Origin of the sequence: Microbacterium sp. 22215 (assembly GCF_052045655.1) — a bacterium.
GTDB lineage: Bacteria > Actinomycetota > Actinomycetes > Actinomycetales > Microbacteriaceae > Microbacterium > Microbacterium phyllosphaerae.
On sequence record NZ_JBQEPC010000008.1, the window covers coordinates 16,535 to 32,732 of the forward strand.

13 protein-coding genes are annotated in these 16,198 nt (G+C 67.8%); 5 read left to right on the forward strand and 8 right to left on the reverse strand.

The genetic code is table 11. The features are described from left to right. Positions 1-25 precede the first annotated feature (25 nt). The 7 genes from ACTJKH_RS13315 to ACTJKH_RS13345 form a co-directional block, all read right to left on the reverse strand. Entirely contained in the window at positions 26-1,075 is a 1,050-nt protein-coding gene (locus ACTJKH_RS13315) for an ABC transporter permease (RefSeq protein WP_440737310.1), read from the reverse strand. After that, positions 1,072-2,139: an ABC transporter permease gene (locus tag ACTJKH_RS13320; RefSeq protein ID WP_440737311.1), complete on the reverse strand. Its 1,068-nt coding sequence runs from the start codon at positions 2,137-2,139 to the stop codon at positions 1,072-1,074. Before ACTJKH_RS13320 ends, ACTJKH_RS13315 begins: the two co-directional genes overlap by 4 nt. Then, complete coding sequence (locus tag ACTJKH_RS13325; RefSeq protein ID WP_440737312.1) at positions 2,136-3,743, reverse strand: sugar ABC transporter ATP-binding protein; 1,608 nt, start codon at positions 3,741-3,743, stop codon at positions 2,136-2,138. The genes ACTJKH_RS13320 and ACTJKH_RS13325 overlap by 4 nt, the downstream gene beginning before the upstream one ends. A gap of 88 nt (positions 3,744-3,831) precedes the next feature. Continuing rightward, the gene (locus ACTJKH_RS13330; RefSeq protein WP_440737313.1) at positions 3,832-4,833 is read right to left on the reverse strand and encodes a substrate-binding domain-containing protein; all 1,002 of its coding nucleotides are present in this window, start codon (positions 4,831-4,833) and stop codon (positions 3,832-3,834) included. A 180-nt stretch (positions 4,834-5,013) separates the two neighbouring features. Further along, positions 5,014-6,561 carry a sugar ABC transporter ATP-binding protein gene (locus ACTJKH_RS13335; RefSeq protein ID WP_440737314.1) on the reverse strand — a complete coding sequence of 516 codons (1,548 nt, stop codon included), beginning with the start codon at positions 6,559-6,561 and terminating at the stop codon, positions 5,014-5,016. Beyond that, positions 6,558-7,577 carry a LacI family DNA-binding transcriptional regulator gene (locus ACTJKH_RS13340; protein WP_210096011.1) on the reverse strand — a complete coding sequence of 340 codons (1,020 nt, stop codon included), beginning with the start codon at positions 7,575-7,577 and terminating at the stop codon, positions 6,558-6,560. The genes ACTJKH_RS13335 and ACTJKH_RS13340 overlap by 4 nt, the downstream gene beginning before the upstream one ends. Before the next feature lie 68 nt (positions 7,578-7,645). Further along, positions 7,646-8,905 carry a D-arabinono-1,4-lactone oxidase gene (locus ACTJKH_RS13345; RefSeq protein WP_440737315.1) on the reverse strand — a complete coding sequence of 420 codons (1,260 nt, stop codon included), beginning with the start codon at positions 8,903-8,905 and terminating at the stop codon, positions 7,646-7,648. Positions 8,906-8,982: 77 nt separating this feature from the next. Between ACTJKH_RS13345 and ACTJKH_RS13350 the strand changes: the two genes are divergently transcribed. The 5 genes from ACTJKH_RS13350 (at position 8,983) to arfA (ending at position 14,958) form a co-directional block, all read left to right on the forward strand. Continuing rightward, positions 8,983-10,029 carry a LacI family DNA-binding transcriptional regulator gene (locus tag ACTJKH_RS13350; RefSeq protein ID WP_440737316.1) on the forward strand — a complete coding sequence of 349 codons (1,047 nt, stop codon included), beginning with the start codon at positions 8,983-8,985 and terminating at the stop codon, positions 10,027-10,029. 176 nt (positions 10,030-10,205) lie between these two features. Continuing rightward, positions 10,206-11,543, forward strand: coding sequence for an extracellular solute-binding protein (locus ACTJKH_RS13355; protein WP_440737317.1), 1,338 nt, complete (start codon positions 10,206-10,208; stop codon positions 11,541-11,543). Further along, positions 11,540-12,490, forward strand: a complete 951-nt coding sequence (locus ACTJKH_RS13360) for a carbohydrate ABC transporter permease (RefSeq protein WP_440737318.1) — start codon at positions 11,540-11,542, stop codon at positions 12,488-12,490. Before ACTJKH_RS13355 ends, ACTJKH_RS13360 begins: the two co-directional genes overlap by 4 nt. Then, the gene (locus ACTJKH_RS13365; protein ID WP_440737319.1) at positions 12,490-13,395 is read left to right on the forward strand and encodes a carbohydrate ABC transporter permease; all 906 of its coding nucleotides are present in this window, start codon (positions 12,490-12,492) and stop codon (positions 13,393-13,395) included. The genes ACTJKH_RS13360 and ACTJKH_RS13365 overlap by 1 nt, the downstream gene beginning before the upstream one ends. Before the next feature lie 39 nt (positions 13,396-13,434). After that, positions 13,435-14,958 (forward strand): arabinosylfuranosidase ArfA, encoded by a 1,524-nt coding sequence (gene arfA / locus ACTJKH_RS13370; protein WP_440737320.1) that lies wholly within the window; start codon positions 13,435-13,437, stop codon positions 14,956-14,958. Between the two features lie 105 nt (positions 14,959-15,063). On the opposite strand, the gene ACTJKH_RS13375 is transcribed toward arfA, so the two are convergent. Next, positions 15,064-16,197, reverse strand: a complete 1,134-nt coding sequence (locus ACTJKH_RS13375) for a bifunctional 2-methylcitrate synthase/citrate synthase (protein ID WP_440737321.1) — start codon at positions 16,195-16,197, stop codon at positions 15,064-15,066. Position 16,198 lies beyond the last annotated feature (1 nt).

The following is a 16,198-nucleotide window of genomic DNA, read 5'->3' on the forward strand; positions in this document are numbered from 1 at the left end:
GTTCTTCGCTGCGGTTCGACCGGAGCTACTCGCGTCTACGGGTCACGACGCGCTGCAGCAGCACGAACACGAGCAGGATGCCGCCGGTGATGATGGTCGTCATCTCGGGCGGAATACCTCCGTCGCGGGTGATCAGCACGTTCATCAGACCGAGCACCAGCGCACCGACGACCGACCCGAGCACGTAGCCGTAGGCGCCGGTGAGCACAGTGCCTCCGATCACCGCGGCGGCGATCGCGTCGAGCTCCCAGCCGATGCCGGTGATGTTCTGAGCGGTGCCGAGTCGCGCGGTGTACAGCACCGCGGCGAGACCGGCGAGAGCGCCGCTGATCACATACACGAGCACCTTCGTGCGGTGCACAGGCAGCCCCATCAGCAGCGCTGAGCTCTCGGAGCCGCCGATGGCGTAGACGGTGCGTCCGGTGCGGGTGCGGTGCAGCACGAAGAACGCGGCCGCCACGACGATGACGGCGACGAGCACCGCGGGAGTGATCACCAGGTCGTTCACCTTGGGGCCGTCGATGATCTTCAGCTGCGTGCCGATCCAGCGGATGGGTGAATCCTCGCCGAGCCGCTCGGGCTTGGTGCTGAGCAGCGAGGCGAGGCCCCGCCCGAGGAACATCATCGCCAGCGTCGCGATGAACGGCTGCACACTGAAGTACCGGATCAGTACGCCCGACACGATGCCGAAGAGCACGCCGATGCCGATCATCGCGACGATCACGGCGACGGCGTTCCACCCGGCATTCGAGAGCATGACGCCCGCGACCGACGACACCGCGATGATCGAGCCCACCGACAGATCGATGCCTCCGGTGAGGATCACGAAGGTCAGCGCGACGGCGAGCACGATGAGGTGCGCGTTGTTGATGAGCAGGTTCGACAGCGTGTTGAACTGCAGGATGCGGCCGTAGGCCACCTCTCCGAAGATCACCATGCCGACGAAGATGACGACCGAGGCGATGGTCGGCAGCACCGACGGATTTGCCCTGATCATGCGGCGCACGCGGTCGGCGATCGTCTCGGCCGGGCGCACGGTGGGGCTCGGACTGGGGCTGGCGATCAGGGCGCTCATGCCGACACCTCTTCCTTCTGCAGCAGCTGTTCGACCGGTCGGGCTGTGCGGCGCCGGCGGAACCAGCTGCGCACCCGCTGCGACTGCAGCAGGCAGAGCACGACGATCACGATGGCCTTGAAGGCAGGAGTCGCCGACGACGAGACGCCGAGATACAGCACGGTCTTGTCGAGCGTGGCGATCAGCAGCGCTCCGACGAACGCCCCGCTGAGCGAGAACTTTCCGCCCGCCAGCGAGGCACCGCCGATGACGACCGCGAGGATCGCATCGAGCTCGAGCTGATACCCGGTGCGCGAGATGTCGACGGTCATGACGCTGCCGACCGACATGATGCCCGCGATGCCCGCGAGGATGCCGCTCATGATGTACGCCGTGAGCAGCAGACCCTTCGGCTTGATGCCCGCCATGCGGCTGGCGCGCGGGTTGATGCCGATCGCCTCGATCATGAGCCCCAGCGCACTGCGTCTCACGACCCAACCGACGGCGAGCACGATGAGCACGGCGAGGATGAACACCACGGGGATGCCGATCACGAAGCCGTTCGCGATCCAGCGGAAGGCGTCGTTCGAGGCCGTGGTGTTCTGCCCGCCCGTGATCACCTTGGCGATGCCGCGGCCGGCGAGCATGAGCACGAGGGTGGCGATGAACGGCTGCAGCCCGACGTAGGCGACGAGCAGTCCGTTCACCGCCCCGAGAATGCCGGTGATCACCAGCGCGAGTCCGACCGCGGCGAGCGCCGCGCCGAAGGAGTCGCCGGCGGCACTGAGGAACTCCATCGAGACGGCCCCGGCGACCGCCATCAGCGAGCCGACCGAGAGGTCGATGCCGCCGGTCGCGATGACCAGCGACATCCCGATCGCGATCATCATCACGGGCGCCGCTTGGCGCAGGATGTCGATGAGGTTGCCGACGAGATTGCCGTTGTTGGGGTTGATCGAGAGAGCGAGGTACGTCGGATCCTTGATCACGTTCAGCGCGAGCAGCGCGACGATCGCGACGATGCCCCAGAAGAACGGCTTGTGGATCAGATCCCGCCAGATGGTGGTGCCGGCTGCGGCGGTCATCGCGCTGCCTCCTTGTCAGTCGTGTGGCCGATGGTATCCGGCAGCGCGCCGTCGGCGTCGTCGAGGGTCTCGGCGGCGGCCTCGACCCCGTGGGCGGCGATCACGTCGACGATCACCTGGGCGGTGACGTCGGGGCCGTTCTGGATCTCGCCGATCTTGCGGTGGTCCTTCAGCACGACGATCCGCTCCGACAGTCGCACCACCTCTTCGAGCTCCGACGAGATGAAGACGACGGCGACGCCGTCTTCGGCCAGCTCTGCGACCGCCTCCTGGATCTCGGCCTTCGCGCCCACGTCGATGCCGCGGGTCGGCTCGTCGAGGATCAACAGCTCGGGCTGCGTGGCGAGCCAACGCCCGAGGAGCACCTTCTGCTGGTTCCCGCCGGAGAGGTTCTTGATCATCCGGTCGGGGTCGGCGGGGCGCACGTTCAGCTGCTCGATGTAGCGGTCGACGATGGCATCCTGCTCCTTGCGGCTCATCGGCCGCGCCCACCCGCGCTCGGCCTGCACCGCGAGGACGATGTTCTCGCGCACCGTCAGGTCGCCGATGATCCCCTCGTCGCGTCGGTTCTCGGTCGAGAAGGCGATCTTCTTCGGCATCGCGTCGGACGGCGATCGCAGATCGATCCGGCGTCCGTGCAACTCGATCACGCCCTGGTCGGTGCGGTCGGCTCCGTAGAGGAGACGCGCGAGCTCGGTGCGCCCGGAGCCGAGCAGGCCGGCGAAGCCGACCACCTCTCCCGGGCGGATCTCGAGATCGGTCGCCTCGACCGCGCCCCGCCGGGCGATCCCGGATGCGGCGAGCAGCGGCTTCTCGTCGGTGTCTCTCCGGGCGCGGCGGCGATTGCCGCCGAGGGACTTCAGTGCGTCGAGGTCCTTGCCGATCATGGTCGAGATGAGGGCGTGTCGGTCGAGGTCGCGGGTGAGGTACTCGCCCTGGTACCGGCCGTTTCGCAGCACGGTGAGTCGGTCGCTGATCGCGTAGACCTGATCGAGGAAGTGCGAGACGAAGAGGATCGCGACCCCCTGGTCGCGCAGCGAGCGGATGACGGTGAAGAGCCCCTCGACCTCGGCCGCGTCGAGGCTCGAGGTCGGCTCGTCGAGGATGAGCACCTTGGCCCTGATGGCCATCGCACGGCTGATGGCGACGAGCTGCTGCAGCGCGATCGAGAGGGTCGAGAGCGGCTTGCGGGTGTCGAGGTGGCCGAGCCCGAGGCGGCCGAGGGCCTCGGTCGCGGCGCGATGGGTGGCCGTCCAGTTGATGCCGAACACGCCCCTGCGCTCATGACCGAGCATCACGTTCTCGCCGATCGAGAGGTTGGGGGCGAGGTTGACCTCCTGGTACACCGTCGATATCCCGGCATCCTGCGCATCTCCGGCACCGCCGAAGCTGCGTTCGGCTCCCGTGACGACGATCGAGCCGGAGTCGATCGGATAGACACCGGTCAGCGCCTTGATGAGGGTCGATTTGCCGGCGCCGTTCTCGCCCATGAGCGCATGCACCTCGCCCGGGAAGAGTCGGAAGTCGACTCCGTCGAGGGCTTTCACCCCGGGGAACTCGATCGAGATGCCCCGCATGTCGACGATGGGCAGTTCTTCGTTCATGTCTGTCTCTCCGTCCGGGAGAGCCCGGGTGGCACAGGATCTGCCCCACCCGGGCTCGCTGCCGGATCGCTCCGGCGTCGGTGCTCGGTCAGTACTTGCGGTCTGCGAGCACGGCCTGCGCGGCCTCGGCGGAGTCGAACGCTTCGCTCGGGACGACGATGTACGACTCGACGTCTTCACCCGCGAGGGCCTTCTCGACGACCTCGAGCGCGGTCTCGCCGAACAGCGGGTTGTACTCGTGGACGTAGCTGAGCTGACCGTCGGCGAGCGCCTGCATCGCGTTCTTGGTGCCGTCGATGGTGGCGATCTTCACGTCTTCACCGACGACGAGGCCGGCTTCCTCGGCGGCCTGCGCCGCACCGAGGCCCATCTCGTCATTCTGCGCGAACACGAGCTGGATGTCGTTGTTCGAGGCCTTCAGCATGGTCTCGAAGACGCTCTTGCCCTCTTCGGCCGACCAGTTCGCGGTCTGCGCGTCGAGCTTCTCCAGCGACGAGTCGCCGAGGCCCTCGTCGAAGCCCGTGTTGCGCTCGTTCACGACACCGACGCCCGCCGGCCCCTCGAGCACGACGTAGTTGCCGCCGTCGGGGAAGGTGGCGGCGGCCCAGGTGCCGACCTCCTTCGCGACCTCGACATTGTCGGGAGCGATGCGGGTCACATAGAGGCTGTCGTCGTCGGGCTCGATGCCGCGGTCGAGCAGGATGACGGGGATCTCCGCCTCCTGTGCACGCTTGAGCGAGTCCTCCCAGCCGGAGGCCTCGGTGGCCGACAGCAGGATCACATCGACGCCCTCGTCGACGAACGACGTGAAGGCGTCGATCTGCGACTTCTGGTCGAGGTTGGTGGCGGGGGCGTACTTCAGGTCGTATCCGGCTTCCTCCGTGAAGGTGTCCTGGATGTTCTGCTCGTTCGCCTCACGCCAGGCGCCCTCGGGGCCGACGGCGACGAATCCCACGGTGGTGATCTCGTCGGAGCCCCCATCACCGCCGTCGTCGCCCGAGCCTCCGGTCGAGCAGGCTGCGAGGCCGATGGTGAGTGCGCCGACTGCTGCCAGGCCGAACGCGATGCGGATGCGCTTCTTCGCGGACATTTCTTCTCCTCATTGAGATGCCGGTGGTCACTCCGGCAATGGTGGACCCGTCATGGTCCTGTCGTGATTGCAGGACACCTGCACCGCATGCCCTGCGGTGATGTTACCGGGAACATTTTCTGGAACACAAGACTTCATCGTAAAGTCGGTCGAATCAGAGCGCCCGAACCTTGTTACCGATCACAGTTCGGCACTGTGACTCAGCTCGGCGGCGATCATCTCGACCACCGTGTCGACGGTGACGCCCGGCCCGTTGCTGAGCTCGCCGATCTTCTCGCGGTCTTTCAGCACGATGATCCGGTCGCTCAGCCGCACGACCTCTTCGAGCTCCGACGAGATGAAGACCACCGCGACGCCGTCACCCGCCAGCTGGCTGATGCGCCTCTGCACGTCGAGTTTCGCGGCGATGTCGATGCCGCGCGTCGGCTCGTCGAGGATCAGGACGTGCGGACGCACGGCCAGCGCGCGCGCGAGCAGGACCTTCTGCTGGGTGCCGCCGGAGAGCAGCCCGACCGGGCGATCCAGATCCGCGGGGTCCAGGTGCAGCGCTTCGACGTAGGTCTCCACCAGTGCCGACTCCTCCGCCTGCGCGAGGGGACGCGACCATCCGCGCAGAGCCTGCAGCGAGAGGATCATGTTCTGCCTCGCCGTGAGCTCGCCGATGATCCCCTGCGTGCCCCGATTCTCGGCGGACAGAGCGATGCGATGCCGCAGCGCGACCGACGGGTTGCGCAGCTGCACCTGCTCGCCGTCGATCCAGAGCACGCCGCTGTCGGCACGGACGGTGCCGCTCAGAAGCGAGGCCACCTCGGTCCGCCCGGATCCCCGCAGGCCCGCGAGCCCCACGATCTCGCCCCGCTGGATCTCGATGTCCATCTGTTCCAGCTCACCCCGCCGACCGATGTCGGATGCCTGCAGCGCGGGCTGTCCGTCTGTCGAGTAGTGGTGCGCCTTGCGCTCCGAGCCGAGCGCTCTGAGGCTGTCGATGTCCTTGCCGAGCATCTTCGAGATCAGATCGGCGCGATCCAGGTCGCGAGTGGCGTACTCGCCGACCCTGCTGCCGCCGCGCAGCACCGTCATACGGTCGCTGATCGTGAACGCCTGCTCGAGGAAGTGCGAGATGAACAGGATCGCGACGCCCCGCTGCCGGAGCCCGCGGATGACCCGCATGAGCGTTGCGACCTCGGCGACGTCGAGGCTCGATGTCGGCTCGTCGAGCACCAGTACCCGTGGTTCGTCGACGACCGCCCGCGCGAGCGCGACGAGCTGCTTCTGCGCGGGGGTGAGCATCGACAGCGGCGTCTTGGGGTCGAGATCGTCGAGCCCGAGATGGGTCAGCGCCTCGGCCGCATCCGCTCTCGTACGCTTCCAGTCGATGCCGAAGCGCCCGCGGCGCTCGCGTCCGAGCATCACGTTCTCGGCGACGCTGAGATTCGGGCTCAGCTGCGCCTCTTGGAACACCGTGGCGATGCCGGCCGCCCGACTGTCGGCCACCCCCGAGAACCGGCGCGGTTCGCCGTCGACGAAGACCGTGCCCGCCTCGGGTGCATGAGTACCGGTGATCACGCCGACGAGGGTCGACTTGCCCGCCGCGTTCTCTCCCATGACGGCGTGCACCTCGCCGGCGAACAGACGGAAGTCGACGTCGTCGAGCGCACGCACCCCAGGGAACTCGACCGTGATGCCCTCGAGCCGCACGACCGGCTCGGCATCACGCTCGGGAGTCATCGCACCTCCCGCGGCGCGGCCGACGATGCACGGGGCACGAGTTCGGTCGGGATGCGGGTGAGAGCCGGGATGTCGCGGCCCTCGATCGCCGCCCGCAGCATCTCGACGACCGAGACCCCCAGTGCGCCGAAGTCCTGTCGAACGGTCGTGAGCGGCGGCAGGAAGTGGCGCGCGAGCGGGATGTCGTCGAACCCGACGACGCTGAGGTCGGTCGGCACCTCGAAGCCCCGGTCGTGCAGCCCGTGGATGAGGCCGATCGCCATGTCATCGTTGGCGGCGAAGATCGCTGTGTAGTCGGGCAGCCGGGTGAGGCCCTTGGCGAAGTCGTAGGCGAAGTCGGCAGACCAGTCGCCCACCACGATCGGGCGCTCGCGGATACCCCACGATTTCGCCCTCGAGTGGAAGGCGCGCTCCCTGGCCCGAGCATCGAGCCAGTCCAGCGGACCGGAGAGATGCAGGATGTCGCGGTGGCCGAGTGCGACGAGATGGTCGACGACGAGAGTCGTGCCGGCGTGCTGGTCGATCGACACGGTGAGGAACGTCGGGTCGGCGTCAGCCTTGACGACGAGCATCGGCACCGTGATCGCGATGCGGCGGAGGGCCGCCACCGACGACGAGCGCGGCGCGATCACGCAGAGCGCATCGACCCCCTGAGTGACCAGGTTGTCGACGGCCTCCTGCGGCGACAGCGCATCGCCCTCGTGCAGCGCGATCGGCGTGACCGAATACCCCGCCGCGCGCGCCGAGAGTTCGACCGCGCGCAGAATGCTCGTGGGGCCGTGCGCCACCGCGCTCTCGACGATCACGCCGATGCGGCGGGTGCGCTGCGTCGCCAGCGCTCGGGCGACGAGGTTGGGCCGGTAGTCGAGCTCTTCGATGGCCTCGAGCACGCGGCGTTTGGTGTCGGGTTTGATGTTCGGGTGATCGTTGAGCACCCGCGACACGGTCATGTGCGAGACGCCCGCGATGGTCGCGACCTGACGGATGTTGGGCTTGTCGGAACCGACGTTCACCATGCGCACCTCCGTCGGCCGAGCCTCGGAGAATGTTACCGAGAACAACCACGGTGGTGCAATGAATCGCGCTACAGCCCGAGGCGCTCGAGGTACGGGTTCACGAGCCGGCGCTCCGGGTCGAACCGGGCGGCGAGCGCGGCGAAGTCGTCCCACCGCTGGTAGCGAGAGCGCACCTCGGCGGCGTCGAGCGTGAACACCTTGCCCCAGTGCGGGCGGGCGGTCGCCGGCAGCAGGGCTTCGAGCGTCGGCAGGAACTCGCGCACCGCCGCCTCGTCGGGCTTCCAGGTGAAGTGGATGCCGACGGCATCCGTGTCGTGCGACGAGCTCAGCCACAGCTGATCGGCGGCGACCGTGCGGATCTCGTTCACGAGCAGCAACGGGGCGATCTGACCTGCGAGCGTGCGCACGGCCTGGATCGCGGCGACCGCATCGGCACGCGGCACGAGGTACTCGCTCTGGATCTCGGCGCCGGCCGACGGCGTGAACTCCAGCTTGAAGTGGGCCAGGCGCTCGAACCACGGCCCCGGCTCGCCGAGCTGCTCGGTGCAGGCGACGGGATCGACGCCGAGGATCGGATGGCGTTTGCTCGCCGCCGGCTCCGCACCGAGCCGCTCGAAGAGGTCGTCTCGCACGAGCTCGTGCGCCTCGGGGTGGCGCTGCTTGACCCAGATCTGGTCGGCGATGTCGGTGCGGGTCCAGGTCGAGAAGATGCTGACACTCGTCCCGATTCCCGTGACCTCGTCGAAGTCGGCGAGGATCGCATCCCACGACGGATGCTCGAACACGTGCTGCGCGACGTCATAGGTCGGCTCGACATCGAGCGTCACGTCGACGACGGCGCCGAGTGCCCCGAGACTCACGACCGCACCGTCGAAGTCCGCGTCGCCACGCGAGAGCGTGCGCGTCTCGCCGACGGGGGTGATGATCGTGAGTGCACGCACCGCGGTCGCCAGCGACCCCGTCACGTCGCCCGACCCGTGCGTCCCGGTGGCGACGGCTCCCGCGATCGAGATGTGCGGCAGCGAGGCGAGGTTCGCGAGCGCCAGCCCCTCCGCCCCGAGTCGCGGCGCGATGTCGCCGTACCGCAGACCCCCCGAGACGCGCACCGCGTCGCGGGCGTCGTTGATCTCGAACACGACGGGCAGCCGGTCGAGGGCGATGAGCACCCCGTCGGTGTCGGCGATGTCGTTGAAGCAGTGGCGTGAACCGAGGATGCGCACCGCACCGCCCTGGGCGAGCAGTGCCTTCAGCTCCTCGATCGAGGCCGGATGCTCGACGGAGGTCGCGCTGTACGTGAGGTTGCCTGCCCAGTTGCGTTCGATGGTCATGGCGCCATGTTAGTCAGCGCTCCCGCGCGTACAACGATGTAGTGACCGCTGCGCGGTGTGATGGATAGGCTGACCGGATGACAGCGACGATGCCGCCCCGCGCGACGATGAAAGACGTCGCCGCGCTGGCAGGCGTCTCGCCCAAGACCGTCTCGAACGTCGTCACCGGCACCGTCGCCGTGCGCGAGGAGACACGCGTCAGGGTCGAGGCGGCGATGGCGCAGCTCGACTTCGTGCCCAACCTCAGCGCGCGTGGCCTCCGCAAAGGTCGCTCCGGCATCATCGCCGTGGCGCTTCCCGATCTCGCCACCGCGTTCTCGGCCGAGCTCATGCATCGCCTGGTCGATGCGGCTCACGAGCGAGGACTCGCCGTGCAGATCGAGGAGACCGCGACCGATCCCGATCGCGAGAAGGAGCTCGTCTCCCGTGCGCGAGCCCACCTCGTCGACGGCCTGATCCTCAACCCCATCCGTCTCGAAGACAGCGTGCTGAAGTATGCCGACCGCCTGCCGCCGCTCGTCGTGCTCGGCGAGGTCGAGCAGAACAGGGCCGACCACGTGCGCATCGACAGCCGTCGGGCAGCCGCCGATATGACGCGGCATGCGCTCTCTCGCGGGGCGACTCGCATCGCGGTGATCGGCGCCGACGACGACCCGTCGGTCGCCACGGCGACCAGCCGTCTGCGCCTCGAGGGCGTGCACGACGCGCTCCGTGAGGCCGGCATCCCGCGCGACACCGCGCTCGAGATCAACCCGATGCCCTGGTCGATGACCGGTGGAGCGGATGGCGTCGAGACGCTGTTCCGACGGGGCGTGGCCTTCGACGCGATCGTCGCCTTCACCGATTCGCTGGCGCTCGGCGCTCTGCACGCCCTGCACGACCACGGCGTGAGCGTGCCCGGCGACGTGATCGTGACGGGCTTCGACGACGTCGAGTTCTCGCGGTACACGTCGCCGTCGCTCACGACGATCGCCTTCGACCGACGAGCCTTCGCCGATGCGGCGCTGGGCCTGCTCGAGTCGCGGATGGACGATCGCGGAGCCCCGCCCCGGGCGCTCACGCTCTCGCATCACCTGCTCGAGCGCGACAGCACGCGGGGCACCCCGCGCGGCTACCGCCCCTGACGCACGCTGCTGAGCAGCCACTCAGCCGCTCAGATACCCAAACCTGCACGTTCCGGTTGCAGTTCGTGCCGTGTCGAGCCGCAAGGCCGCGGATGCATCAGGGTCGCTCTTGCGCGCTCGATTACATCGATGTAATGATGTACCTCGATCCCGCCCGCAGTCACGAAGGAGTGACGATGACGCCCCCGCTCGATATGTCCAGGCGGCAGTTCCTGACTGCCGCCTCCGTCACGGCCGCCGCAGCTCTGCTCGCCGGCTGCGCCCCCGGAGCCGTCCCCGGCTCGAACACGACGACCCTGCAGTTCTGGCATCTCCTCTCGGGCGGCGACGGCGTGACCATGTCGCAGCTGCTCGACACCGCGAACTCGGCGCAGAGCGACTACCGCATCCGCCCCACCGTCCTCGCTTGGGGAACCCCGTACTACACGAAGCTCGCGATGGCGGGCGCAGGTGGCCGTGCCCCCGACGTCGCGATCATGCACGCGACCCGCACCGTGGGCTGGGCCCCGGGCGGACTGCTCGACACGTGGGATCTCGACCGTCTGGCCGACCTCGGCGTCGACAGCACGAAGTTCCCGAAGCCCATCTGGGAGAAGGGCTTCGTCGGCGAGAACATGTACAGCATCGCGCTCGACGCGCATCCGTTCGTGGCGATGTTCAACACCGACATCTGCGATGCGGCGGGCGTGCTCGACAGCGACGGGCGGCTGCTCGCGACGTCGTCTCCAGACGAGTTCCTCGACCAGCTGCGCGCCATCGGCGGCAAGGCCGAGGGCCACGCCCTCTCGTACGGCTACCTCGGCGACGGCGCCCAGATGTGGCGCCTCTTCTACACGTTCTACTCGCAGCACGGCGGCGCGATGGAGCTGCCCGCCGGCGGCAAGGCCGTGATCGACAAGGATGCCGCGGTCGAGTCGCTCTCGCTCATGCGCACCCTCCTCGACGGCGAGATCGCTCTCGCGCAGGCCGATTACGGCAGCGCGGTCGCCGAGTTCGCGACCGGCAAGAGCGGCATGTTCTTCACCGGCGTGTGGGAGCTGCGCACGATGCAGGCGGCCGAACTGCCCCTGGATGCCACCATGATCCCCACACTGTTCGGCACGCCGGCGGTCTACGCCGACTCGCACTCGTTCGTGCTGCCGCATCAGACCAACGCCGATCCCGCGAAGCGCGACCTGACCTACCGGTTCGTCGCCGACATGCTGAAGGGCTCGTTCGGGTGGGCCGAGGCCGGGCACATCCCTGCATTCCTCCCGGTCACCGAATCGCCCGAGTACGCCGACCTCATTCCCCAGGCCAACTACGCCGAGGCCGCGCAGCACGTCGTCTACGACCCCACCGCGTGGTTCACCGGCTCGGGGTCGAGCTTCCAGGGCGAGTTCGGCGCCGCCGTGCAGGGGGTCCTGCTCTCGGGCGACGACCCCGCCGCCGCGATCGACCGCTTCGAGGCCCGAGTCAACACGCTGCTCCGCCAGCCGAACCCGGCCGACCCCGAGGGGACGTTCGCATCATGACCACGGCGACCGACTCCACCCGCACCATCGTCACCGGCTCCAAGGCCGCACTGCCGATCCGGCGCGCAGGCTCCCGCAACCGCGAGCAGCTCATCAGCTGGGCGTTCCTGGCCCCGTTCCTCATCGCCTTCGCGCTGTTCCTCGTCTGGCCGATCGTGCACGGCGTCATCCTCAGCTTCACCGATCAGTCGCTCACCGGGGCAGGCGGATCCTTCATCGGCTTCGCGAACTATGCCGAGGCGCTCGCCGACCCCAAGATGTGGCAGTCGATGGGCAACACGGTGTGGTTCACGCTGCTGTCGACCGTGCCGCTCGTCGTGATCGCGCTGCTCATGGCGGCGCTCGTCGACCGCGGCATCCCCGGCCAGTGGCTGTGGCGTCTGTCGTTCTTCATGCCGTATCTGCTGGCCTCGACCGTCATCTCGCAGATCTGGGTCTGGATCTTCAACCCGCAGATCGGCGCGGCCAACAACATCCTCGAGTTCTTCGGCCTCGAGCCGCTGGCCTGGCTGCAGAACCCCGACACCAACATGCTGTCGATCGTCATCGCCACCATCTGGTGGACGGTCGGATTCAACTTCCTTCTCTATCTCGCCGCGATGCAGAACATCCCGCCGCAGCAGTACGAGGCCGCATCGCTCGACGGCGCGGGCCCGTGGCGGCAGTTCTGGTCGATCACGCTCCCCCAGCTGGGACCGGCGACCGTGCTGATCCTGATCCTGCAGATCCTGGCATCGCTGAAGCTCTTCGACCAGGCGTACCAGATGCTCGGCGGGGTCGCGAGCGACACCACCCGCTCGATCGTCCAGTACATCTACGAGGCCGGCTTCGTCAGCTACCGATTCGGCTACTCGGCCGCGATCTCCTACGTGTTCTTCGCTCTCATCGTCATCATCGGCGTCGCGCAGGCTCTGATCATGCGCCGCCGGAAGGAGTCGCAGCTGTGATGTCCACCGCCACACTCACCGAGACCATCACCACCGCCAAGCCGGCGCGAGCCCGCCGCTCGCACCTGCCGGGTCAGAAGCCGTTCGGTGCGCTGCGCATCAGCGCCCTCGTCGTGCTGATCATCCTGGCCGTCGGCTGGCTGCTGCCGTTCCTCTGGGCGGTCGCGACCGCCTTCAAGACCGAGACGGATGCCGCCAGCGGCGACCCGTCATGGATCGGCGCCTCGGGCCCGACCGTCGAGGCCTTCGCGGCGATCCTGTCGCAGGGCAACGTCTACACCTGGGCGTTCAACAGCCTGTGGACGTCGATCGCCGTCACCCTGATCACGCTGACGATCTCGGCCCTGGCCGCCTACGCGTTCTCACGGCTCGACTTCACCGGTCGCAGATGGCTGTTCGTGGTCATCATCGCCTCGATCGTCGTGCCGCCCCAGGTGCTGATCATCCCGCTGTTCTACGAGATGCTCGCGTTCAACATGATCGACACCTACTGGGGTCTGATCCTGCCGCAGGTCGTCGCCCCGGCGATGGTGTTCATCCTGAAGCGCTTCTTCGACGCGATCCCGATCGAGCTCGAAGATGCGGCGCGCGTCGACGGCGCCAGTCGCCTGCGCATCTTCTGGTCGATCGTGCTGCCGCTCTCGCGGCCGATCCTGGCATCCGTCGCGATCTTCGTGTTCATCGGCGCGTGGAACAACTTCCTCTGGCCGTTCCTCGTCATCAACGACACCACGCTGATGACGCTGCCGGTCGGACTCCAGACGGTCATCAGCGCCTACGGCGTGCAGTACGCGCAGGTCATGGCACAGGCCGTGCTCGCGGCACTGCCGCTGATCATCGTGTTCATCATCTTCCAGAAGCAGATCGTCAAGGGAGTCGCGACCAGCGGCTTCGGCGGTCAGTAGTCCCCCACCCGGCTCGAGAGCCAGAAATCTAGGAGAGCAATGTCTCAGGCCCGCATCACCATCGACCGCGACTTCACCATCGCCGACGTCCCCCGGAGGCTCTTCGGGTCGTTCGTCGAGCACATGGGGCGCTGCGTGTACACCGGAATCTACGAACCGGGGCACCCGCAGGCCGACGAGCGCGGCTTCCGTCAGGACGTGCTCGCCCTGGTGAAGGAGATGGGTCCGACCGTGGTCCGCTACCCCGGGGGCAACTTCGTCTCGGGCTACCGCTGGGAAGACGGGGTCGGCCCCGTCGAGGATCGCCCCGTGCGCATCGACGGCGCCTGGCACACGATCGAGACCAACGCGTTCGGTCTGCACGAGTTCATGGACTGGGCGAAGGAGGCCGACGTCGAGGTCATGGAGGCCATCAACCTCGGCACCCGCGGCGTCGAAGAGGCGCGGTCGCTCGTCGAGTACGCGAACCACCCCAGCGGCACCTACTGGTCGGACCTGCGTCGTAGGAACGGCGCCGAGAAGCCGTTCGACATCAAGCTGTGGTGCCTGGGCAACGAGCTCGACGGACCGTGGCAGATCGGCGGCAAGACCGCGACCGAGTACGGCCGCCTCGCCCAGGAGTCGGCCAAAGCCATGAAGCTCGTCGACCCGACGATCGAGCTCGTCGCGGTCGGCTCGTCCGGCCGATCGATGCCGACGTTCGGCACCTGGGAGAACACGGTTCTGACCCACGCGTACGACGAGGTCGACTTCATCTCGATGCACGCGTACTACCAGGAGCACGACGACGACGCCGAGTCGTTCCTCGCGGAGTCGGTCGACATGGATGCGTTCATCGACGGCGTCATCGCGACCATCGACGCCGTCAAGGCCGCGGGAAAGCACACCAAGCAGGTCGACATCTCGTTCGACGAGTGGAACGTGTGGGACCAGGTGAAGTTCAACGACATCGAGTCGGTCGAGATCGCGAAGGCCGGGTGGAAGAAGCATCCGCGCCTGATCGAAGACACCTACAACGTGACGGATGCCGTCGTCGTGGGCACGCTGCTCAACAGCCTGCTGCGTCACGGTGACCGCGTGAAGATCGCCAACCAGGCGCAGCTCGTGAACGTGATCGCGCCGATCCGCTCGGAGGAGAACGGTCCGGCCTGGCGTCAGACGAGCTTCTGGCCCTTCGAGCGCATGGCCCGTCTCGCGAAGGGCCGCATCCTGCGCCTCGCGGTGTCGGCGCCGCAGATCGAGACCAAGCGCTACGGCGGGGTCGACGCGGTCGATGCCGCGGCCACCTGGGACGAGGAGACCGGACGCGTCGTCGTCTTCGTCGCGAACCGCTCGCTCGACGAGGAGAGCGACCTGACGGTCGAACTCCGCGGACTCACCGGTCTGCGCGTCGTGAACGCCGAGACGCTGACCATTCCCGAGGGCGGAGACCGCCACACCGCGAACCTCGAGACCACGCAGGATGCCGTGCACATGGTGCCGCTGGCCGGTGCCGAGGTCGTCGACGGCGCGGTGCGCGCGACGCTCCCGCCGCTGTCATGGTCGGTGATCGAGCTGGCTTAGTCCCGCATCGGGGCAACCCTGTCCCGGGGAGTTTCGAATCGCGTGAATGACCCTGTTCCCTCGCGGAACAGGGTCATTTGCGCGATTCCAACGCGGAGGGCCGTGTCAGCTCTCGACGTGCCGCTCGTCGACGCCGTCGTAGAACGACAGCGGACGGATGAGCGCGTTGGCGCCCGCCTGCTCGATCACGTGCGCCGTCCACCCCGTCACCCGCGCCGCGACGAACAGCGGCGTGAAGGTGAGGGTGTCGAAGCCGATCAGGTTGTAGGCCGGGCCCGACGGGTAGTCGAGGTTCGGGTAGATGCCCTTGCGCGCGACGAACTCCGACTCGAGGACGTCGTAGAGCTCTGCCACCTCTGGCTTGTCGTAGTGCTCGACGAGTGTGTCGAGCGCGGCCTTCATGGTGGGTACGCGCGAGTCGCCGCTCTTGTAGACCCGGTGGCCGAAGCCCATGATCTTGCGCTTCTCTGCCAGCGCCTCATCCAGCCACGGCACGACGTTGGACGCCTCGCCGATCTCGTCGAAGATGTGCAGCACGGCCTCGTTGGCACCGCCGTGCAGCGGGCCCTTGAGCGCGCCGATCGCTCCGACCACGGCCGAGTACAGGTCACTGAGAGTCGACGTGATCACGCGGGCCGTGAAGGTCGAGGCGTTGAACGAGTGCTCCGCGTAGAGGATCATCGAGCGGTTGAACGCGTCGACGACGACCGGGTCGGGCTCCTCGCCGAACGTCATCCAGAGGAAGTTCGCCGAGTAGTCGAGGTCGTCGCGAGGCTCGATCGGCTCCTCGCCGCGGCGGCGACGCTGGCCGTAGGCGACGATCGCGGGAAGGGCGGCGAAGAGGCGGATGCTGCGCTCGAGGTTCTCCTCGGGGCTGCCGCCGGCGTCGAGCACCGATCCGCCGGCGTTCGTGTCGGAGGCGCCGATCAGGCTCACGGCCGTGCGCACCTCGTCCATCGGGTGCGCCTCGAGCGGGATCAGATCGATCGCCGTCTTGACGTTCTCGGTCAGCGCGCGGTGCGGGCGCTCCTGCGCCCGGAAGGCAGCCAGTTCTTCGAACGTCGGCAGCTCGCCGTGCCACAGCAGGTACGCGACCGCCTCGAACGGCTGCGTCGCCGCCAGCTCCTGCACGGGGTAGCCGCGGTAGAGCAGGCTGTTCGTCTCGGGGTTGACCTTCGAGATCGCCGTCGTGTCGACGACGACGCCCGCGAGGCCCTTCTTGATGTCCGGCTCGGTCATG